At 75.2% G+C, this 19454-nt stretch carries 21 protein-coding genes and 1 pseudogene; 9 read left to right on the top strand and 13 right to left on the bottom strand.

Annotated elements, in window-relative coordinates; translation table 11 throughout:
• The first annotated feature begins 4 nt into the window (after positions 1 to 4).
• Positions 5 to 1036 (top strand): cobalt-precorrin-5B (C(1))-methyltransferase, encoded by a 1032-nt coding sequence (locus tag DMH08_RS14965; protein ID WP_125614823.1) that lies wholly within the window; start codon positions 5 to 7, stop codon positions 1034 to 1036.
• Here DMH08_RS14965 and cobM read toward each other — a convergent pair.
• From cobM to DMH08_RS14925, 8 genes are all read right to left on the bottom strand, one after another.
• A complete protein-coding gene (gene cobM / locus DMH08_RS14960) occupies positions 1033 to 1776 on the bottom strand; it encodes a precorrin-4 C(11)-methyltransferase (RefSeq protein WP_125614820.1) in 744 nt (247 codons plus the stop codon). The two genes, DMH08_RS14965 and cobM, sit on opposite strands and share 4 nt — an antisense overlap.
• Before the next feature lie 4 nt (positions 1777 to 1780).
• Positions 1781 to 3127, bottom strand: a complete 1347-nt coding sequence (gene cbiE, locus DMH08_RS14955) for a precorrin-6y C5,15-methyltransferase (decarboxylating) subunit CbiE (protein ID WP_125614817.1) — start codon at positions 3125 to 3127, stop codon at positions 1781 to 1783.
• On the bottom strand, positions 3120 to 3530 hold the full coding sequence (locus DMH08_RS14950) for a pyridoxamine 5'-phosphate oxidase family protein (protein WP_034520039.1): 411 nt from the start codon (positions 3528 to 3530) through the stop codon (positions 3120 to 3122). The genes cbiE and DMH08_RS14950 overlap by 8 nt, the downstream gene beginning before the upstream one ends.
• 133 nt (positions 3531 to 3663) lie before the next feature.
• The gene (locus DMH08_RS14945; RefSeq protein WP_026404501.1) at positions 3664 to 4437 is read right to left on the bottom strand and encodes an ATP-grasp domain-containing protein; all 774 of its coding nucleotides are present in this window, start codon (positions 4435 to 4437) and stop codon (positions 3664 to 3666) included.
• The gene (locus DMH08_RS14940) at positions 4434 to 4634 is read right to left on the bottom strand and encodes a hypothetical protein (RefSeq protein ID WP_199747801.1); all 201 of its coding nucleotides are present in this window, start codon (positions 4632 to 4634) and stop codon (positions 4434 to 4436) included. The genes DMH08_RS14945 and DMH08_RS14940 overlap by 4 nt, the downstream gene beginning before the upstream one ends.
• A 125-nt stretch (positions 4635 to 4759) precedes the next feature.
• Positions 4760 to 4963, bottom strand: coding sequence for a hypothetical protein (locus tag DMH08_RS14935; RefSeq protein WP_125614814.1), 204 nt, complete (start codon positions 4961 to 4963; stop codon positions 4760 to 4762).
• 119 nt (positions 4964 to 5082) lie between these two features.
• A complete protein-coding gene (locus DMH08_RS14930; RefSeq protein WP_158642309.1) occupies positions 5083 to 5661 on the bottom strand; it encodes a DUF2637 domain-containing protein in 579 nt (192 codons plus the stop codon).
• A 233-nt stretch (positions 5662 to 5894) separates the two neighbouring features.
• A complete protein-coding gene (locus tag DMH08_RS14925) occupies positions 5895 to 6530 on the bottom strand; it encodes a dioxygenase family protein (RefSeq protein ID WP_125614809.1) in 636 nt (211 codons plus the stop codon).
• Between the two features lie 267 nt (positions 6531 to 6797).
• Between DMH08_RS14925 and DMH08_RS14920 the strand changes: the two genes are divergently transcribed.
• The 4 genes from DMH08_RS14920 to DMH08_RS14905 all read left to right on the top strand — a co-directional run bounded on the left by DMH08_RS14920 (position 6798) and on the right by DMH08_RS14905 (position 10869).
• Positions 6798 to 7841 (top strand): helix-turn-helix domain-containing protein, encoded by a 1044-nt coding sequence (locus DMH08_RS14920; protein WP_125614806.1) that lies wholly within the window; start codon positions 6798 to 6800, stop codon positions 7839 to 7841.
• A 100-nt stretch (positions 7842 to 7941) separates the two neighbouring features.
• Positions 7942 to 9246, top strand: a complete 1305-nt coding sequence (locus DMH08_RS14915) for an erythromycin esterase family protein (protein ID WP_125614803.1) — start codon at positions 7942 to 7944, stop codon at positions 9244 to 9246.
• An 18-nt stretch (positions 9247 to 9264) separates the two neighbouring features.
• Positions 9265 to 10053 carry a DUF427 domain-containing protein gene (locus DMH08_RS14910; protein ID WP_026404495.1) on the top strand — a complete coding sequence of 263 codons (789 nt, stop codon included), beginning with the start codon at positions 9265 to 9267 and terminating at the stop codon, positions 10051 to 10053.
• A gap of 108 nt (positions 10054 to 10161) precedes the next feature.
• Positions 10162 to 10869 (top strand): Crp/Fnr family transcriptional regulator, encoded by a 708-nt coding sequence (locus DMH08_RS14905; protein ID WP_233617602.1) that lies wholly within the window; start codon positions 10162 to 10164, stop codon positions 10867 to 10869.
• Positions 10870 to 10984: 115 nt separating this feature from the next.
• On the opposite strand, the gene DMH08_RS14900 is transcribed toward DMH08_RS14905, so the two are convergent.
• The gene (locus DMH08_RS14900; protein WP_125614797.1) at positions 10985 to 11284 is read right to left on the bottom strand and encodes an SDR family NAD(P)-dependent oxidoreductase; all 300 of its coding nucleotides are present in this window, start codon (positions 11282 to 11284) and stop codon (positions 10985 to 10987) included.
• Between the two features lie 232 nt (positions 11285 to 11516).
• Between DMH08_RS14900 and DMH08_RS14895 the strand changes: the two genes are divergently transcribed.
• The 3 genes from DMH08_RS14895 to DMH08_RS14885 all read left to right on the top strand — a co-directional run bounded on the left by DMH08_RS14895 (position 11517) and on the right by DMH08_RS14885 (position 15638).
• Positions 11517 to 12926 carry a hypothetical protein gene (locus DMH08_RS14895; protein WP_125614795.1) on the top strand — a complete coding sequence of 470 codons (1410 nt, stop codon included), beginning with the start codon at positions 11517 to 11519 and terminating at the stop codon, positions 12924 to 12926.
• Between the two features lie 91 nt (positions 12927 to 13017).
• On the top strand, positions 13018 to 14313 hold the full coding sequence (locus DMH08_RS14890; protein WP_125614793.1) for an AAA family ATPase: 1296 nt from the start codon (positions 13018 to 13020) through the stop codon (positions 14311 to 14313).
• On the top strand, positions 14310 to 15638 hold the full coding sequence (locus DMH08_RS14885) for a vWA domain-containing protein (RefSeq protein ID WP_233617601.1): 1329 nt from the start codon (positions 14310 to 14312) through the stop codon (positions 15636 to 15638). Before DMH08_RS14890 ends, DMH08_RS14885 begins: the two co-directional genes overlap by 4 nt.
• A gap of 152 nt (positions 15639 to 15790) precedes the next feature.
• On the opposite strand, the gene DMH08_RS14880 is transcribed toward DMH08_RS14885, so the two are convergent.
• Positions 15791 to 16201, bottom strand: coding sequence for a DUF3291 domain-containing protein (locus DMH08_RS14880; RefSeq protein WP_125614790.1), 411 nt, complete (start codon positions 16199 to 16201; stop codon positions 15791 to 15793).
• Positions 16202 to 16304: 103 nt separating this feature from the next.
• Between DMH08_RS14880 and DMH08_RS14875 the strand changes: the two genes are divergently transcribed.
• Positions 16305 to 16865 (top strand): TetR/AcrR family transcriptional regulator, encoded by a 561-nt coding sequence (locus tag DMH08_RS14875; protein WP_026404488.1) that lies wholly within the window; start codon positions 16305 to 16307, stop codon positions 16863 to 16865.
• Here the strand turns inward: DMH08_RS14875 and DMH08_RS14870 are convergent.
• The 3 genes and pseudogenes from DMH08_RS14870 to DMH08_RS14860 all read right to left on the bottom strand — a co-directional run.
• Complete coding sequence (locus DMH08_RS14870; RefSeq protein ID WP_125614787.1) at positions 16862 to 18172, bottom strand: hypothetical protein; 1311 nt, start codon at positions 18170 to 18172, stop codon at positions 16862 to 16864. The genes DMH08_RS14875 and DMH08_RS14870 overlap by 4 nt on opposite strands.
• A 253-nt stretch (positions 18173 to 18425) precedes the next feature.
• Complete coding sequence (locus tag DMH08_RS14865; RefSeq protein WP_026404486.1) at positions 18426 to 19049, bottom strand: hypothetical protein; 624 nt, start codon at positions 19047 to 19049, stop codon at positions 18426 to 18428.
• 124 nt (positions 19050 to 19173) lie between these two features.
• Positions 19174 to 19454 (bottom strand): annotated as a pseudogene (locus DMH08_RS14860) (hypothetical protein); the annotation flags it as partial.

The following is a 19454-nucleotide window of genomic DNA, read 5'->3' as shown; positions in this document are numbered from 1 at the left end:
TGCTATGAGCGGACTGCGGTACGGCTGGACGACCGGTGCCTGCGCGACGGCCGCGACCAAGGCGGCCCACGCCGCCCTGCTGACCGGCGAGTTCCCCGACCCCGTCGAGATCACCCTGCCGAAGGGGCAGCGGCCCGCGTTCGCGCTCGCCGTCGAGGAGCTCGGCGACGGCCGCGCCACCGCCGGGATCGTCAAGGACGCGGGCGACGACCCCGACGTCACGCACGGCGCGCTCGTCCGCTCGACCGTCCGTCCCGGGCCGCCCGGCACCGGCGTCACGTTCCGGGCGGGCCCCGGCGTCGGCACCGTCACCCGCCCCGGCCTGCCGCTCGACGTCGGCGAACCCGCGATCAACCCGGTGCCGCGCCGGATGATGCGCGAGGTCCTCGGCGACGCCGACGTCATCGTGGAGATCTCCGTGGACGGCGGCGAGGAGCTCGCGCGCCGCACCTGGAACCCGCGCCTCGGCATCCTCGGCGGCCTGTCGATCCTCGGCACCACCGGCGTCGTCGTCCCGTACTCCTGCTCCGCGTGGATCGACAGCATCCGGCGCGGCGTGGACGTCGCCCGCGCGATGGGCCGCACGCACGTCGCCGGGGCCACCGGCAGCACGTCCGAGAAGGTCGTCGCCGAACTCCACGGCCTGCCCGAGGACGCCCTGCTCGACATGGGCGACTTCGCCGGGGCCGTGCTGAAGTACGTGCGCCGCCACCCCGTGCCGCGGCTGACGATCGCCGGCGGCATCGGCAAGCTCGCCAAGCTCGCCGCCGGGCACCTCGACCTGCACTCCAAGCGCTCGCAGGTCGACTTCGCCGTCCTCGCCGCCATGATCGGCGACCCGGAGACCGCCGAGCGCGTCCGCGGCTGCAACACCGCGCTGCACGCGCTCCAGGTGTGCCAGGAGGCCGGGATCCCGCTCGGCGACCTCGTCGCGGAGCGCGCGCGGGCCACCGCGCTGGACGTCCTGCGCGGTGCCCCGGTCGAGGTCGACATCGTCGTCATCGACCGGGGCGGCACGATCGTCGGCCGCGCCTAGCCGCGGCGGCGGGCGGCCGAGTACAGGTGGCTGTCGGCGAAGTCCTCCGCGCCCAGCACCGACCCGACGATGATCACGGCCGTGCGCCGCACCCCGGCGTCCCGCACCTTCCCGGCGATGTCGGCGAGCGTGCCCCGCAGGACCAGCTCGTCCTCCCGCGACGCCCGCGCCACCACCGCGACCGGGCAGCGGCCTCCGTAGTTCGGGAGCAGCTCCTCCACCACGGCGTCGATCCGCTGCACGGCCAGGTGCAGCACCATCGTCGCGCGGCTCCGGCCGAGCGCCGCCAGGTCCTCGCCCGGCGGCATCGGCGTCGCCCGCGCCGCCGTGCGCGTCAGCACCACCGTCTGCGCGACCCCCGGCGCCGTCAGCTCCCGGCCCAGCGCCGCGGCCGCCGCCGCGAACGCCGGCACCCCGGGCGTCACGTCGTACGGGACGCCCGCCGCGTCGAGCCGCCGCATCTGCTCGGCCATCGCGCTGAACACCGACGGGTCGCCCGAATGCAGCCGCGCCGCGTCCTCCCCGCGGCCGTGCGCCGCCACGAGCTCGGCGACGATGTCGTCCAGCACCATGTTCGCCGTGTCGACGAGCCGCGCCCCCGGCGGGCACCACTCCAGCACCTCCGCCGGGACGAGACTGCCCGCGTAGAGGCACACCGGCGACGCGGCGACCAGGTCGCGGCCCCGCACGGTCATCAGGTCGGCGGCGCCGGGCCCGGCGCCGATGAAGTGGACCGTCACCGCGTCACCGGCCCTTCACCGCGCACCACTGCGTCACCGGCATCCTCGCCCTCCATCCCGTGAAGCCGCCCACCGGCCCCGCCCGGCTCACCTCGACCCGGGTCAGCTCGCCGCCCAGCTTCCGGCGCGCCTCCACCAGCACGTGCTCCGACTCCAGCGTGACCGCGTTCGCGACGAGCCGCCCGCCCGGCCGCAGCGCCGCCCAGCACGCGTCGAGCATCCCGCCCGCGGTGACGCCGCCGCCGACGAACACCGCGTCCGGCTCGGCCAGCCCCGCCAGCGCGCGCGGCGCCTCGCCGGCGACCACCTCCAGGCCCGGGACGCCGAGCCGCTCGGCGTTCGCCCGGATCCGCTCCGCCCGCGCGGCCAGCGCCTCCACCGCGACGGCGCGGCAGGCCCGGTGCGCCCGCATCCACTCGATCGCGATGCTCCCGGCGCCCGCGCCGACGTCCCACAGCAGCTCCCCGGGGACGGGCGCGAGCCGCGCCAGCGTGATCGCCCGGACCTCCCGCTTGGTGAGCTGCCCGTCGTGGTCGTAGGCGTCGTCCGGGAGCCCCGGCACCGCCTGGACGCCCGCGCCCCGGCACCGCACGGCCACGATGTTGAGGGCCGCGACGTCCGCCCGCGGCGGCCCCACCCGCTCGTCGGGCCCGCCCAGCCGCTCCAGCACCGTGACCTCGCTGGCGCCGAACCCCCGCTCCTCCAGCAGCTCGACGACCTCCGCGGGCGTGCCGGCGTCCGCGCTGAGCACCAGCACCCGCCGGCCCGGCGCCAGCACCCGGGCCAGCGCCGCCAGCGGGCGACCCACGGCGGTGACGACGTCGGTGTCCTCCAGCGCCCAGCCGAGCCGCGCGCACGCCAGCGACATCGACGACACGTGCGGCAGCACCCGGACGTTCTCCGCGCCGAGCAGCCGCACCAGCGTCGTCCCGACCCCGAAGAACATCGGGTCGCCGCTCGCGAGGACCGCCACCCGCCGCCCGCGGTGCTCGTCGAACAGCGCGGGCAGCGCGGGCAGCATCGGCGACGGCCACGCCACCGCGACGCACTCGGCCGCGAGGTCGGGCAGCATCCCGAGCTGCCGCGCCCCGCCGACCAGGACCTCGGCCGCCCGCACCGCGTCCCGCGCCGGGCCGGCGAGCCCGTCCCAGCCGTCCGCCCCGATCCCCACCACGGTGACCCGGTGGCCGCCGGCGCCGACGTCCTCCACCGTGATCGGCGCCTCCCCGGCGCCGCGCACTCCGGCGCCGCGCGCCCCCGCCGCCCGGTCGGACGCCCCGCGGTCCCCGGCCGCCGCCCGCCCGTCCGGCGGGTCGACCGGGCCGCCCGAGTTCCGTACGTCCTCAGACATTGCCGAGCACCCGCGCCACCGCGATCTCGATGACGACCCGCTCCGGGTTGCGGCGCGGCGGCTTGTACCGTTCGGCGTACCGCCGCTCCGCGTCCGCGACCGACTCCGCGTCCGTCCGCAGCACCGCCCGCCCCTCGGCGGTCGACCAGCGGCGCCCGTCCACCTGGCTCACCGCGACCGGCAGCCCCGCCGGCCCGGCGGCCCGCACGTGCCGCGCCTTCGCCGACCCGCCCGACGTGATCACTCGGACGATCCCCGCCGCCGGGTCCAGCGTGGCCCCGACGGGCACCGCGTGCGGCGTGCCGTCCGGCCGCAGCGTCACGAGCGTGCACACGCGCCGCTCCCGCCAGAACTCCCGCACCCGTTCGTCGTCCAGCTCCAGCCGGTGCCGTTTCCCCTGCATCTCGTCCTCTCGTCCGCGCGACCAGCAGGATCCCAGAAGCGCGCGTGCCGCCGCACGCCCACCCGCGCCGAACCGCCCGGCGTGGACGTCCCCGCAGCTGACGGGCCTCCAGGTCGGCCGCGGGCGCGGGCGGTCAGGTCCGGACGAACGGCTCGTCGCGGGCGGCGAGGTCCGCGCGGGGCGCGGCGGCGCGCAGCACGACGTCCAGCACCCGGTCCGGCGGGGCCGCGTAGCAGTTGCTGAACCACGCCTCGTTCGCCTCGACCACCGCGTACCGGGGCGGGCCCGGCGCCGTGACGAGGCCGACGTCCACGACGACCGCGCCGGGCAGGTCCGGGGCGGCGTGCGCCAGCAGGTCCGCGGCGAACGCCTCCACCGCCGCGCGCTCCGGCAGGACGCCGAGCGGCGCGGCGTCGAGCACCCCGTGCACCGCGTAGCGGGACGCGGCCCGCACCGCGCCGTCCAGGACGTGCAGGCGGTACTCGCCCGCGAACACCACCGGGTCCGAGAGCAGCACGGGCGCCGCGGCGGGCAGCCCGTCCGGCGGGCGGCCCGGCCCGTACACGCCGGGCGCGAACGCCTTCCCGGACGCCGGTTTGACGAACGTCGGCGCGTCCAGCCGGCGCGCCTCGTCCGGCGAGCCGAGGCGGACGCGGCGTCCCGTGAACTCCGCGGGCAGGCCGGGCAGCCACCCGGGGCCGGGCGCCAGCAGCGCCACGTCCAGGACCGACGCGGCCTCCGACGCGAACGCCTCCCCGCCGTACACGTGCGCGCGCCCCCGGAGGCCGGGCGGGACGGGCCGCCGGTGCAGCGTCCGGACCGCGAGGCCGCGCCCGGCCGCCGCCTCGCCCAGCCGCGCGGCGGTGGCCGTCGCCGCGGGCGGCAGCAGCAGGACGCGGCCGCTCATCCCGCGAGCTCGGCGCAGAGCGCGGGCAGCGCCTCGCCGATGGGCTCGCGGACGACCCGGTCGGCCAGGTCGTCGTAGGGCGTCGGGTCCCGGTTCACGATGATCAGCGTCGCGCCGGACTCGGCCGCGACGGCGCACAGGCCCGCGGCCGGTTCCACGCCGAGGGACGAGCCGACCGCCACGAACACCTCCGACACCCGCGATGTTCGCCGCGTGCGAGAGCACGTCCTTGTCCAGGCGATTCGCTTGGCCATGCGCGACACCGTACGAACGCCGAACGCCGCCCGCGACGGGTTTTCCGTGCGGGCGGCGTCCGGGGCGGTCACTGCCAGGAGCGGACGAGCTCGTCCAGCTTCGCCGGGTCGTACTCGACGCCCTGCTCGTTCAGCTCCCGGGCGACGAGCGCCCCGTCGCCGTCGTGCTTGGCGAGCAGCCGGTACACGGCGTAGGGGAACCAGATCTTCTCGCGCACCCACACGACCTCGGACTCGTCGAAGACGTGGCCCTGCGCGCGGATCTCGGCCACGGCCGCGGCGGTGTCGCCGTTGGTGCGCTCGAGGATCTCGCGGGCGAGCGCCCGCAGGGTCTCGGCGTCCAGCGTGGGGACGGCGGGCTCCTCGACCGTGGTGACCGAGCCGTGCCCGTTCAGCTCGCTGCGCGCGGCGGCGGCGCTGACGAGCGCGGGCTCCGGTGCCCGGGGACCTGGATCTGCGGGAGCGGGCCGGTGTTGCGCAGCGGCATCAGCGTGATGTGCTGCAGGGTGACCGGCCCGGCGATGGCGCGCGTCTGCGGCTCGGGCTGCTTGGGCGCCTCCTCCTCGGCCTCCTCCGTCTTCTGCGAGACGTACCGGTGGAGTGTTCGCAGCAGGACGAACAGGCCGAGCATCGACACGATCGGCGGGACGGCCGCCGTCACCTGGTACGAGAACGTCCGGTTGCCGACGTGCCCGACGTTGAAGATGAGGCTCGCGGTCCACCCGGCGAGGGCGATCGTCAGCGGCAGGAAGAAGTCCAGCCAGCTCATCGCGCTCTTGCGGTGCAGGACGAACGCGTCCACGGCGAGCAGGAACAGGCCCAGCTCGCCGACGATGATGAACAGGTCGACCAGCAGCGGGAACGAGCTGGCCTTCCAGCCGGTCAGGCCGTGCTCCAGCGCCCAGTGGTACAGACCGGCGTAGGACTGGGCGAAACCACCGGCGGTGGCGGTGATGACCGCTGCCGCCATGAAGGAGATGGCCCCCCACCGTGTGATGACCTGTACGCGGTTGGCAGCGCTCATGCGGCGTACGCTCCAGACTTCCTTACGCGGCCGATGGTGATCGTCGGGAGACTATCCGTTTCATCTCGGCTTCGCGGGGTAATCCCATCACTTCCAGGTCACGTTCGACGAAACAGGCGTCCCCGCCGGGCCGGGCGGCCGCGACGGGGACGTTTCCCTGGAGGGGGCGGGAGCGGGCGCTACGGGACCCGCAGGACGAAGTCGAACGCGGCGGCGCGTCCCGACGGGCCGCCCTGGACGTCCATCAGCAGCGCCGGGTCGAACAGCATGTCCGTCCGGTTGCGGGGCTCGCCCGGGAAGTACAGCTGCGTGGTGAGGATCGGCTGGTAGGGGGCCTGCACCTTGACGTGGATGTGGCGGGTGCGTCCCGGGTAGAGCCCCGGCACGATGGTCGACAGGGTGAACCGCCCGGACGCGTCGGTGTACTGGTGGCCGCGCAGCGTGTAGCCGTAGCTGTCGTACCGGCCGTAGTGGTCCGCCTGCCAGAAGTCGAGCAGCGCGCGCGCCACCGGACGGCACGACAGCGAGTACACGTATCCGGTGACGGTGAGCGGCGTGCCGGGCATGCCGGGCCGGACGAGCGACGCGCGCTCCGGCGAGCCGGGCTTGAAGTACGGCCCCTCCATCTGCGGCGGGGTCGGGTCGTCGCCGTCGTCGCACATGGGCGTGGGCGTCAGCGGCTCCCGCCTCGTGCGGGCCGCGGCCGGCGCGGCGGCGGCGGACACCGCGGCCGGGACCGCGAGCGCGCCGAGGCCCGCGGCGACGATGAACTTCTTGCGGGTGATGCCGGACTCCTGGGGTTCGTCCTCGGGCATGGTGTTCCTCTCCGGGGTCTTCCGGTTCGGGCGGGGGAGCGGGCCCTCCTCCGGTTCACGGCGGCGGGCCCGTAGCGGTATGTACCGGTAGCGACATGTATAGGCCGGGCGGGAGCGGCCGGTCTTGGCGCTGCCTGCCGCCGTCTTGGCGCCGAGTGCCGAACCCGGCGCGCGGCCTCGTCTCGACTCGCTCATTGACGGATCTGACCGGCTGTAGAAGCCTTGCGGGTGGCGTCCGGGGCCGCCCCCGCACTGTGAAGGAGCGTCATGGCAACGCTCGTCCGCACCTCGGACCGCCCTGCCGCCGACCAGGCCGAATTCTGGCGGCACACGATCAGCTCGGCCTTCGGGCCCTTCCACCTGCGCCCCGCCGCGGAGGGGGGCGCCTTCCCCGCCCGGCTGCTCGGCCGGACCTACGGTGACGTCGAGGCCGGCGACGTCCGCGCGCCCGCGCACGCGGTCCGGCGCGGCGACCGGCAGATCGCCCGCGACACCCGCGAGTGCTACAAGATCGGCCTGGTGCTGCGCGGCTCCTGCGTGCTGCGGCAGAACGGCCGGCGGGTCGCGGTCGCCGCCGGCGACGCGGTGTTCTACGACCTGACCCGCCCGGTGGAGATCACGTTCGGCGCCCACCACATCTTCACGGTGGTGATCCCGCACCGCGCCCTGCCGCTGCCGCACGCGCGGGTGGCGGGGCTGGGCGGGACGCTGCTGTCCGCGCGGGCCCGCACCGGGCGGCCGGTGACGGCCCTGCTCGCGGCGCTGGCCGAGGACGCCCGCGAGCACGGCGGACCCGGCGGCGGCCCGGACGCCGCGGACGGCGCGGACGCCTCCGGCGGCGCGGCGCCCCCGGCCGGCGAGCCGTTCGCGCACCATGTCGGCGGGGCGATCGTCGAGCTGGTCGCCGGGGCGGCGGGGGAGTGGCTGGGAGTGCGGAACGAGTGCGCCGGCCGGGCCCCCGAGCGGGCGGCGATGCTGCGCGCCGTCCGGGAGTGGATCGAGGCGCGGCTGCACGAGCCGGACCTGTGCCCGGCGCGGATCGCGGACGCGCACCACATCTCCGTCCGGCAGCTGTACCGGCTGTTCCAGCCGACCGGCACCACCGTCGCCCGGTACGTCCGGGACCGCCGCCTGGAGCGGTGCCGCCGGGAGCTTGCCGACCCGTTCCTCGGCACGCAGCGGATCGGCGCGATCGCGGCCCGCTGGGGGATGCCGGACGCCGCCGGGTTCAGCCGCGCGTTCCGCGCGGCGTACGGGGTCACGCCCAGCGCGTACCGGGCCGCCGCCACCGGCCGCCACCGGCCCGAGTAAACCCCCACAAAAGGGATGTTCGGCTGGGAATTGAACCGTCCGTCGCGGGGAAGGCGGGGAGCACGAAGCGAACGCGACATCGGGAAGAGGGGGAGCACCGATGAGCGATGCCGACGACGTGCGCGGCGCCGCGCTGCAGCTGGAGTACGAGGAGGACCTCGGCCCGCTCCTGGACCGGATCGGGGACGCCTCGTGCGTGCTGCTCGGCGAGGCCAGCCACGGGACGCACGAGTACTACGCCTGGCGGTCCGCGATCACCCGGCACCTCATCGCGGACAAGGGCTTCTCGTTCGTCGCCGTGGAGGGCGACTGGCCGGACTGCCGCCGCGTCGGACGATCGGTGACGCTCGCGCCCGGCGCCGCCGCCGACCCGCGCGCCGAACTGGACGCCTACGAGCGCTGGCCGACGTGGATGTGGGCCAACGAGGAGACCGCCCGGTTCTGCCGCTGGCTGCGCGACCGCAACGCGGACCTCCCGGCGGACCGGCGCGCCGGTTTCTACGGGCTCGACGTCTACAGCCTGTGGGAGTCGCTGCGCGCCGTCGTCGAGTACCTCGCCGACCGCCGCCCGGAGTACCTCGGCACGGCCCTGGAGGCGTACCGCTGCTTCGAGCCGCACGGCCAGGACCCGCAGTCCTACGGGCGGAACACCTCGCTCGTCCCCGCGGGGTGCGAGGAGGAGGTCCTCGCGCTGCTCTCCCGGCTGCGCCGTCCCGTCGGGCACGCCCCCGACCACGACCGGCAGGCCGAGTTCGACGCCCGGCAGAACGCCGAGGTCGCCGCCGGGGCCGAGCGCTACTATCGGTCCATGATCGTCGGGGGCGCGGAGTCGTGGAACGTCCGGGACGTCCACATGGCCGACACCCTCGACCGGCTGATGGAGTTCCACGCCGCCGGAGGACGCCCCGGCAAGGCCGTGGTGTGGGCGCACAACACCCATGTGGGCGACGCCCGCGCCACCGACATGGCGCGGGCGGGGATGGTCAGCCTCGGGCAGCTCGCCAGGGAGCGGCACGGCCGCGACCGGGTGGTCGTGGTCGGGTTCGCGGGCGGTCCCGGCGAGGTCGTCGCGGCGCCGAGCTGGGGCGCGGCGATGGAGGAGATGCTCGTCCCGCCGCCGCGGGCCGGGTCGCTGGAGGCGGTGCTGGCCGAGTCGGAGCTGCAGCGCGGCCTGTTCGTGATGCCGCCCGAACGCGACAAGCCGTCCTTCCTCACCCGCACGCTGGGGCACCGGGCGATCGGCGTCGTCTACGACCCCGACCGGGACGGACGCCAGTACGTCCCGACGAACGTCGCGGAACGCTACGACGCCCTGTGCTGGTTCCGCGCCACGACCGCGCTGCAACCGCTCCACCTGGAGCGGGCGCGCCTCGGCGAGCTGGAGACGATGCCCACCGGCGTATAGGCGCGATAGGAGTCGCTGATGTCGCTCACCCTGCCTCCCGGACCGCTCTCGGGTTCCCCCGGCGAGACGGTCAACTACACGATCGACGCGCCGAAGCACAAGCTGTTCATGCACGACTTCCCCCGCCGCGTCCGCGCGCGCTTCGCGGGCGAGACCGTCCTGGACACCGAGCGAGGCAAGCTCGTGCACGAGACCGGGCTGCTGCCCGTCCTCTACGTACCGGAGGAGGACGTCCGCACGGACCTGCTGGAGAGGACCGAGCACAGCACCCACTGCCCGTTCAAGGGCGACGCCGCGTACTGGACGCTGCGGGTGGGCGACCGGGCCGCCGAGAACGCGGTGTGGGCCTACCCCGAGCCGCTGCCGCCCGCGTCCTGGCTGCGCGGGTACATGGCGTTCTACTGGGGCCGGATGGACGCCTGGTTCGACGAGGACGAGGAGGTGCGCGGCCATCTGCGCGACCCGTTCCACCGCGTCGACGTCCGCGCGACGTCCCGCCGCGTCCGCGTCCTGCGGGGCGGCGACGTCCTCGCCGACACGACCCGGGCGAAGCTGCTGTCGGAGACGGGCCTGCCGAACCGGTTCTACATCCCGGCCGAGGACGTGAGGACCGACCTCCTCGTGCGCAGCGGCACCCGCACGGTGTGCCCCTACAAGGGGGAGGCGACGTACTGGTCGCTGCGGGACGGCGCCGCCGACGTCGCGTGGTCCTACGAGGAGCCGCTGGAGAACGCCCTCAAGGCGGCGGGCCACCTGTCGTTCGACCACGCCGACCTGACGGTCGAAGCGGGCCCGCCCGGCGCCTGACCGGCCCGACGTGATCCGCCTCCCGGACGGTGATACCGCGTTGCCTCGCCCGCACCGCCGGTTTACCGTTCGGGTGACGGATCCGCACCCGCCGCGCAAGGAGGACTGTTGGCCCCGCACGCGTCCTCCCCGCATCCCGGCTTCTGGCCCGCGCTCGACGCGGCCCAGCAGGCCGCGCTCCGCGCCGTCGCGCGCGTCCGGCAGTTCGGGGCCCGCGCGCCGCTCGTCTACCAGGGCGACGAGTCCGACCACGTGATCGTGATCGAGCGGGGCTGGGCGAAGGTCACCGCGACGACCGCGGACGGCCACGACGTCGTGCTCGCCGTGCGCGGGCCGGGCGACCTCATCGCCGAGAGCGCCGCGCTCGGCGGCCGGACCCGCTCGGCGACCGTGACGGCGCTGTCGCCGATCCGGGCGCTGGTCGTCCCGGCGTCCCGCTTCACCGGGTTCCTGGAGTCGCACCCGGACGTGTGGCGGCTGGTCACCGGCACGTTCGTCGACCGGATCGACGACCACGACCGCCGCCTGCAGGCGCAGGCCGCCGCCCGCGGCGCCCGCCGGCTCGCGCTGCTGCTCGCGCAGCTCGCCGAACGGTCCGCCCGGCACGTCCCGCCCGCCCGCGACGGCGCGATCGAGATCGGCCCGCCGCTGTCCCAGGCCGAGCTGGGCAGCTGGACGGACGCGTCCCGCGAGACGGTCGCCCGCGCGCTCACCGTCCTGCGCCGCGCCGGGCTGATCCGCACCGGCCGCCGCCGCATCACCGTCCTCGACCTCCCCGCCCTCCACGACTACGCCGCCCAAGACCCCGACGACTGACACCTTCCTTCACACCGAAGAGGCCACTCAAGCCGCCGTGGAAAGCTACTCCGCCCGGTCACGCCCACGGCGGGCGTCGGGACGAGATGCTTCCGGCGGGCCGAGGTCTCGAAGGTCACCAGAGCACGGGACCGTTCACGTCGAAGAAGCCGCCGCTGGGACCGTCCGCGGGGAGCGTGGCGGCGCGCACGACGACCTTCGCGCCCTCTGCCGGATGCTGCGTTCCGAGATCGTTGTTCAGATCGGTGGCGTTGTAACCGGGGCACACCGAGTTGATTTTGATCGGTGTGTCGTCGAGTTCGACGGCGAACCATCCGGTGAGCGCGTTGAGGAGGGTCTTCGAGGCGGGGTAGGCGAAGGCCGGAAACTGTCCCAGCGGAGTGTTCGGAGATACGAGCGTGGTGATGGAGCCCATCGTGCTGCTGCGACGGTGTAGGCGTGGTTGTCCTGGCGTCGGCTGTGTCTTGGACGAGCCGGCACGATTGTCCTATCAGCACGGCGTTCCGGGCGGTGGCCTTGCGGGAACTACGGTACCGGCTCGATCACCGGCCAGACTGACAGGTCCGCATCCAGGTGCTTATGATGTCCGGGATGAAGAACAACTCCTCGTACAGATCGGGGGGATCGTTCGCGCAAGGTGAGTGCTGATGGCACCGCACCTCGCGAACATTCCGGCCCGTCTGCTGATGTGGCAGCGCGTGCGTGAGTACGCCGTGCCACTGTCCATGATCGAGACTGCGACCGCACGGCGTGCGGTCGGTGACTGGGCGGGGGCCTGCGCCTCCGCTCGGATCGACATCGATTTCGATCTGCGCGCCGTACGCGACCGCTACGGCACCGAGTTCGTCACCCGCCTTAAAGCGGATCTGCGTCGGCTGGCGCCGGATCTGCTTCGCTGGCACATGCCCCGCGTCGCTCCCCACGGGCGGATCCGGCCCGGCCTGACCATCTCCCTCAGCCGTTATGGCCGCTTCGGCACCACGCCGTTGCAGTTGGTGGTGCGTACACCGCCGGCTTGGGCGGACGCCGGCCAGCGGATGTCCTTGGCCCTCTGGGACGAGCACGGCGACGACGCACCGGGCCGTCACCCGCACCCGCATCCCGCCCGGCGTTTCCGGCTCGACCTGCACCGGCATCTGTGGGACTCCAGTCGATGCGGCGAACTGGCGTCGCGCTGCGGTGCCGACATCGCGCCGGTCCCGGCGCCCCTCGAGCGGCCCGACCCGCTCGACTGGCTGAAAGTGCCGGTCCGGTCCGATCCCTCCGAGGCCGACGATCTCTCGTGGGCGTCGGCGCGGTGGGCCGCCGAGGCCGAGCTGTTGCTGGGGGCGGAGGGCGACTCCGGCGGGGTTTTCACCGTGCGGTTCGGCGCACGGAACCGCAGGGCGTTCGAACTCGTCGCCCCCGACGACCACCACGTCCCGACGTTCCGGCCGCTTCGGGAGGCGCCGCCGCCCCAGATGGTCGCGGCACTGCCGGTGCTCCCGGAGGCGTCGGCCCGGGTCCTTCCGGATCTGGCGTTGCTGCGGGCCGGGCTGGTCGCCGCCGATCGGCTGCATCCGCTTGTGGCCAAGGCGTTGTCGGCGTCCGGAGCAGAACCCGCGCCCGGGCCTGGGCAACAGCCCGGCGACCCCCACAGAGTGGAGTGCCGGGGCGAGGTCCACCGGATCGCGCTGCGGGGCGGGGTGCTGACGGCGGTCGACCACGACCCGGCGCAACTGCGCAGGGAAGAGCTGCTGGTGGCACTCGGTGGCCCCGCGCTGCCGTGCCTTCGCGCGATCGACGCGGTGCACCGCGACCCGCAGGCACTCCCCGCCGTCCGGGAGCGGCTCGGCCACGGCGATGTCTCCGGGGCGCTGGCCGTGGTCGAGGGCCTGCTCGGGCCGGGTGCGGTCCTGCGCGGCGGGCCCCTGCGAGAGGCGCTGGAGTCCGCCGCGGCCCGCCGCCTCGACCACGGACTCTTCCGCTCCGGGCTGCGCCCCGCGCACCCTCCCGCAACGCGCCCCCCACGGCGCGGTCGGGCGCGCTTCCGCACCAGTCGAGCACGGGCAAGCTGACCGTCCCGCGCTCGCAGCACGAATTCCGCACGGGCCGGCTCCACCGTCCTGCGGCCATGCCGCCCATTTCGAACACCCCCAGGTGAAGCCCATGATCTCCAGTGCCCTTCCGTCCGCATCGGTCCCGACGACCGGGACGTCCGCCGGCGCGTCCGGAACCGACCCGCAACTCGCTCTCGCCGACGACCTCCTGGCCCTGCTGCGAACCACCGCAAGCGAGTCGCGCCCCGACGAGCAGCTCGAAGCGCTCACCCTGGCCGTGGCGGCCGACCTGCCCGTGCTGCTGTGGGGCGAACCGGGCATCGGCAAGACCGCGGCGCTGACGCAGCTCGCCGCCTCGCTCGACCTGCCGCTGACGACCGTGATCGCCAGCGTCCACGAACCGACGGACTTCTCCGGGCTGCCCATCGTCGGCGATGATGCGGCGACGCAAGGAGTGCCCATGGCGCCGCCGCAGTGGGCAGTGGACCTCGTCCGTGCCGGACGGGGACTGCTCTTCCTGGACGAACTCTCCACCGCCACTCCGGCCGTCCAGGCCGCGCTGCTCAGGGTCGTCCTGGAGCGGAGGGTCGGTGCGTTGCAACTGCCGTCGGCGGTACGGATCGTGGCCGCCGCCAACCCGCGCGCGTCGGCAGCGGACGGATGGGAGCTGAGCCCGCCGCTGGCCAATCGGTTCGTGCACCTGTACTGGGTCCACGACCCGGACACGGTGGTGCGCGGGCTCGGCGGGGTCTGGCCCCGGGCGCGACTGCCCCGGCTGGTACCGGAGAAGCTGCCGGAGGCGGTGGCCTACGCCCGGCGGGCGGTCTGCGGATTCCTGCAGGCACGGCCGACACTGATCCACCGGCTCCCGAGCACCGAGACACGGCGCGGCGGTGCCTGGCCGTCGCCCCGGAGCTGGGAAGCCGCGCTGACACTGCTGGCCTTCGGTACGGCGGCGTCGGTCTCTCGGGAGGTGCTGGCGGCGCTGGTACGGGGCGCGGTGGGGGACGGGCCGGGGCTCGAACTTCTTGCCCATCTGGACCGGATGGACCTGCCGGACCCCGAGACGCTGCTCGCCGATCCCGCGTCCGCCGAGCTGCCGATGCGGGGAGACCTGCGTCAGGCGACTCTGGAGGCGGTGGTGGCCGCCGTGGGCGCACGGCCGCAGCGGGAGCGCTGGGAGGCCGGCTGGATGGTCCTGGTCCGGGCGCTGGAGACCGGTGCCGCGGACCTGCTGGTCGCCCCGGCGAAGGTCTTGGCCTCGCTGCGGCGTGACGACTGGGAGGTGCCGGAGTCGGTGGAACGGCTGGCCGGAGTGATCGGCCTCGCCCGGCGGGCGGATCAGTCGGTACTGCGGGCCGCGGGGGCGGCCGGCGCCGAGCCCGCGGCCCGGGTGGGCCGGTGACGAGAACACCGAAGGTTCCGATGGCCCGGCCCGCACCGCCGCGCCGAGCGCGGGCCGCCGTTCCGACGCGCCCGGCCGCCTCCGGCGAGCCGTACGGACCGCCCGGCCTTCCGCTGGACCTGGAGAAGTTGCTGGCCGCGCGACTGCACGCGGTCAAGGTTCGTCCCTATCTGGCGAGCGCGCTCTTCGCGCTGCACGTCGTGGAGGACCGTTCAGTGCCGACGATGGCGGTGGACGCGCACTGGCGCTGCTATGCCTCCCCCGGCTTCGTCGCGCGCACCCCGGTGGAGGAGCTGGCGGGCGTCTGGGTGCACGAGGTCTCCCATCTGCTGCGAGACCATCACGAACGGGGAGACCGGTACGCGAGAGAGCACGGGGAGAACGGGCCGGGCGAGCGGCTGCGGCGGAACATCGCCGCCGACTTCGAGATCAACGACGACATCTACGGTGACGGTCTTCCCCGGCCCGCCGGGGCGGTGCTGCCGTCGATGCTGAGGCTGCCCGCCGGGATGCTCATGGAGGAGTACCTGCGGACGACTTCCCTGTCCGGGCTCACGCCGGACCTGGCCTGGCTGGACTGCGGCAGCGGGGCCGACGGACAGGACCGTCCGTGGGAGCTGGGGCCCGACGGGGCACACGGCCTGAGCAGGCAGCAGCGGGACGCGGTGCGCTTTCGGGTCGCCGAGGGAATCAAGGGTCGGCCGGGCGACGCACCGGAAGGCTGGCGCCGCTGGGCAGACGAGGCGTTCCACCCGCCCCAGCCGTGGCGGCGGTTGCTGGGGGCGGCGGTCCGCTCGGCAGCGGGAGCCCCCGGGGCAGGAGAGGACCACAGCTACCGGCGCCCGTCCCGGCGCGCGGCCGCCGTCCCCGATGTGCTCCTGCCGAGCCTGCGCCGTATCCCGCCCCGGGTCTGCGTGGTGATCGACACATCCGGATCGGTCAGCGACGCCGAACTGGGTAGCGCGCTGCTGGAGGTCGCGGCGATCTCGCGGGCGGTGGGCGGGCGCCGCGACCTGGTGTCGGTGATCTCCTGCGACGCGGCGGCCGGGGTCGCCGTCCCGCTCTGCCGAGCCGAGCATCTCGAGCTGATCGGCGGCGGCGGAACGGATCTGCGCTCGGGTTTCACCCGGGCGCTCCGCCTGCGGCCCCGCCCGGACGTGATCGTCGCCCTGACGGACGGCCAGACGCCCTGGCCCGCCGAGCAGCCCCCCTGCCGCACCGTCGTGGGCCTCTTTCCTCGTCCAGCGAGCGCAGTGGACGAGGACGACCCCGACTACGCCCCGGACAACCCGCCGCACTGGGCCCGCGTTGTCACGATCAGCTGAGGAAGCGCGACAGGCGCGGCTCGTTCCCGGGAGGAATCCGGCCCAGCTCAGAGAGCCCCCTACGGAAGAGCCGCGCCCGTCGACGATGACGACGGCGCGCGAGCCCGGCTCCGTGAAGTGCCCTACGGATGGCGGGGTCGCGGGCCGGCGTGTCACGTTCGGGTCAGGGGACTCCGGGCCTCGGCGGCGAGGCGTTGTTGTGCGTCGGCCCAGGTGAGGGGTAGCTCCGAGCCCCGGACGGTCCAGAACACGAACGTCGAGTCGCGCATCACCGCGCGCTTGCGGCGCATGGTGGACCGGTGCGGTTCGGCGGCCGCGTAGGCCCGCAGGGCCGCGTCGTCGCGCCACGCGGACAGCGTCCAGAACGTCCGCTTCGCCAGTTGGGCCTTGAGCGTGAACCCGTGCGCCCCCGGCGCCGTGCGGGCCTGCCGCAGCAGCGCCAGCGAGGCCAGGAAGAAGCCCGGGACGTGCCGGAGCGAGCGGACCTCGAAGCGGGAGGCCATCACCACCACGTCGGCGTCCGGGTCCGCGGCCTCGCGGGGGATCCAGGGAAGGGTCGGCATGGTGCCTCCTCGTCGGCATCGAATCTAGTCATTGGCTAGATTGCCTCGCCGACGCGAACTTGTCAATGGCAAGATATGATCGGAGCGACCGAGGGAGGACACCATCGAGCAGCCGAGCTACCACCACGGGAACCTGCGGCGCGCCGTCCTGGACGCGGCCGCCGCCGCGATCGCCGAGTCGGGTCCGGCCGGCTGGAGCCTGCGCGAGCTGGCCCGCCGCGCGGGGGTGTCGCACGCCGCCCCCGCCCACCACTTCGGCGACAAGACGGGCGTGCTGACCGCCGTGGCCGCCGAGGGCTACGCGCGGTTCGCCGACGCGCTCGAGGCGGCGGGCGACGACCTGCACGACACCGGCCTCGCCTACGTGCGCTTCGCCGTCGACCACCCCGCGCACTTCGCGGTCATGTTCCGCCCCCAGCTCTACCGGACGGACGACCCCGAACTGGCCGCCGCGCGCGCCCGCGCCGACGCCGTCCTCACCCGGGGCGTGCGCGGCGCCGCCCCCGACGGCGGCCGGGACGCCGACGGCTCCGCGGCGCTCGCCGCGTGGTCGATCGTGCACGGCTTCGCCGACCTGTGGCTGAGCGGCGCGCTGCCCGCGGACCTGGGCGACGACCCGGTCGCGGCGGCGGGGCCGATCATCGGCCACCTGTTCCCTGGCTAGAACGGCCAGCGGCCCCGCCGGGCCTCCTCGATCAGCGGGACGACGCCCAGCGCGGCGTCGGAGAGGCCGTGGAAGACGATCCGGCCGGGTTCGTCCGGCTGCTCGTGGTCGGGCCGGTGGTCGCTCAGCCACGCGTACACCGGGACGTCCGCGCCGAGCTCGTCCGTCCGGTGAAACTCGACGGCCACGACGCGGTCGTGCCCGCCGAGGGCGCGGGCGACCGCCGCGGGGTCCGACCGCGTCAGGGTGCCCAGGCCCGCGGCGGGCCAGCGCAGCCGGCCGTGCAGCGGCGACTCGCCGGGGACGACCGGGAGCGGCTCGCCCAGCCCGCTCACCACGTCGGCGGACGAGCAGCGCAGGGCGAGCGCGAGGGCGAACACGGCGCCCGCGGCCGTATCGTTGCCCGCCACGATCAAGGTGCGGCCGGGGATCGCGGGGACGGCGGGCAGATTCACGGCCGCGGCCTCCTCCAGGACCGGCCCCCAGCGCCGGCCCGCGACGCGGTCCCGGGCGGCGGCGAAGCGCAGCGGCAGCAGCCCGGACGCGCGCACCTCGGCCGGGTCGGCGAGGCGTTCGGCGATCTCCATCGCGGTGTCGAACGGGATCCCCGCGGCGTCGAACCGGCGCAAACCGTCCAGCAGGTCCGGCAGCGCCATGCGCGGGACGAGCCGCTCCCAGTCGTCCCGGCGGAGGCGGCGGCCCAGCGCGCCCGCCTCCTGCCGCCACGACCGGGCGGGGGAGCCGGGGGCGCGGCGGCGCAGCGCGAGCCGGAACACCTCGGCCTGGGCCGCGTCCCGGGGCCGCGGGTGGACGAGCGAGATCACGTCGCCGAACCGCGGCGGGCGGGCCGCCGGGAGGCCGCCGCGCACGGTCAGCGTGGACCGCAGGAACGACGGGACCGACAGGTGGCGGCCGCCGGTGTCGTACAGGGCGAGGGCGCGCTCGTCGTAAAGGCGCGCGACGGCGTCGGCGATGCCCCGCTTCAGCGGTTTGGGCAGCGGCCTGCCGTGGGTCCGGAGCCAGTGCCCGAGCAGCAGCCCCGGATCGTGCGGGTGCCGCAGCACGGACGCGACCACCTGCCGGGGCGTGCCGCCGGGGCCCTGCGGCGGCCGCTCCCGGACGTACGCCGCCGCGCCGGCCAGCGCCGGATACCGCATCGGGGTCGCGGCGCGGAGCCAGCCGAGGAACGCGGCCGTCCACGCGGGGTCGGCGCGCGCCGCCTCCCGGACGAGCCCGGTGAAGCGCTCGGCGCCGCCCCGCGGCCACGCGGACATCACGTCCCCGTAGCCGACGCGGGCGAGCGTCATGACGAACAGCTCCTCGAACGGGCCGTCGATGGCGCGTCTCCTTCCCTGCCTGCCGGGCGGGGGAGCGCGCCCGAGAACCGTCGGCGGCGGGCTGGTGCCCCGGCGAGTCGCGAGCCGTCGCCCCTCCCGGGGCGGCGTCTCCGCATCTCCCTTTCGCGAACCGCGGCCTGCACACCGGGCGCGCTCCCGCGCGGGAGCCTAGAACCCGGCACCGACAGAACCAGCGGAAGGCGGGTGATCAGAAGGCGAGTGATCAGAAAGCGGGTGCGGTCCGGTGCCTGCGGCGCCGGTAGCGCGGCAGCCAGCTGCGGCGGCAGACCAGCCGGATCGGGACCGGCTGGAGCCCCAGCACCGCGCGGCACGTCGGCTCCGGCGCGCCGTCCAGCAGCCAGGGCAGGAAGAGCCGCAGCCCGCGGACGCCGATCTCGTGCCGGAACTCGACGTCGAAGGTGCCCCACTCGAACGCCGTGAGGCTGTCGTGGATCAGCGGCAGGACCTCCGCCTCCTTGTGGTCCAGGAGTGCGCGCACCGCCTTGCGGAGGTCCCGGGCGTACGCGGCGAGCACCCGCGCGTCGTGGTGCTCCACCGCCGCGTCCACCGCGTCGACCAGCGGGACGGTGCGGAGCGCCAGGGCGTCCATCGCGTCGAGGGCGGCGGCCCGCCCGGGCGGCCCGCCGGGCACGTGCCGCATCACCGACCACAGCGCCCGCCGCTCCGCGGCCTGCTGCGCCCGCCAGTGCAGCGCGAACAGCGCCCACACGTCCGCCGCCGCCGGGCTGGACCCGCCCTCCGCCGCCAGCCAGTCGGCGTCCCGGCGGAAGGCGTCGTACGCGGCGTGCAGCATCGTGAGGTCGAAACGTCCCGGTGCGTCCCGCATGTGCTTCATCTACCCCGCTGACCGTGTACCTACCGGTCCGGCGCCGCCCCCGCGGCCCCGACGGCTTCAGCGTACGACGCCCCCGGCGCGGTGATCATCCGGGGCGGGCCCGCCCGGCGGGCGCTCACGCGGGTTCGGCCGCGCGCTCCCGGATCCGCTCCCGCTGCGGCACCACCGTGTACTTCGGGTCCTTCGCCGACCGCATGCCCGCGTGGAACACGCCGAACCGGGTGCACGCCGAACCCGTGAGCAGGGCCGCGCCGCAGAGTGCCGCCGCCGTCCGGTTCCGGCCGCCGAGCAGCGCCCCGCCCGCCGCGCCCGGCACTACTGAAGAGCCCGGCGCGTCCCGGAACCGCTGGGATCCCGCCACGGCACATCCCCGCAGGCGCGGCGCCCGAGCCGTCA

Source organism: Actinomadura sp. WAC 06369 (assembly GCF_003947565.1).
GTDB lineage: Bacteria > Actinomycetota > Actinomycetes > Streptosporangiales > Streptosporangiaceae > Spirillospora > Spirillospora rifamycini.
The sequence above is the reverse complement of the archived record's forward strand: the minus strand, read 5'-3'. Positions and strand labels throughout refer to the sequence as shown.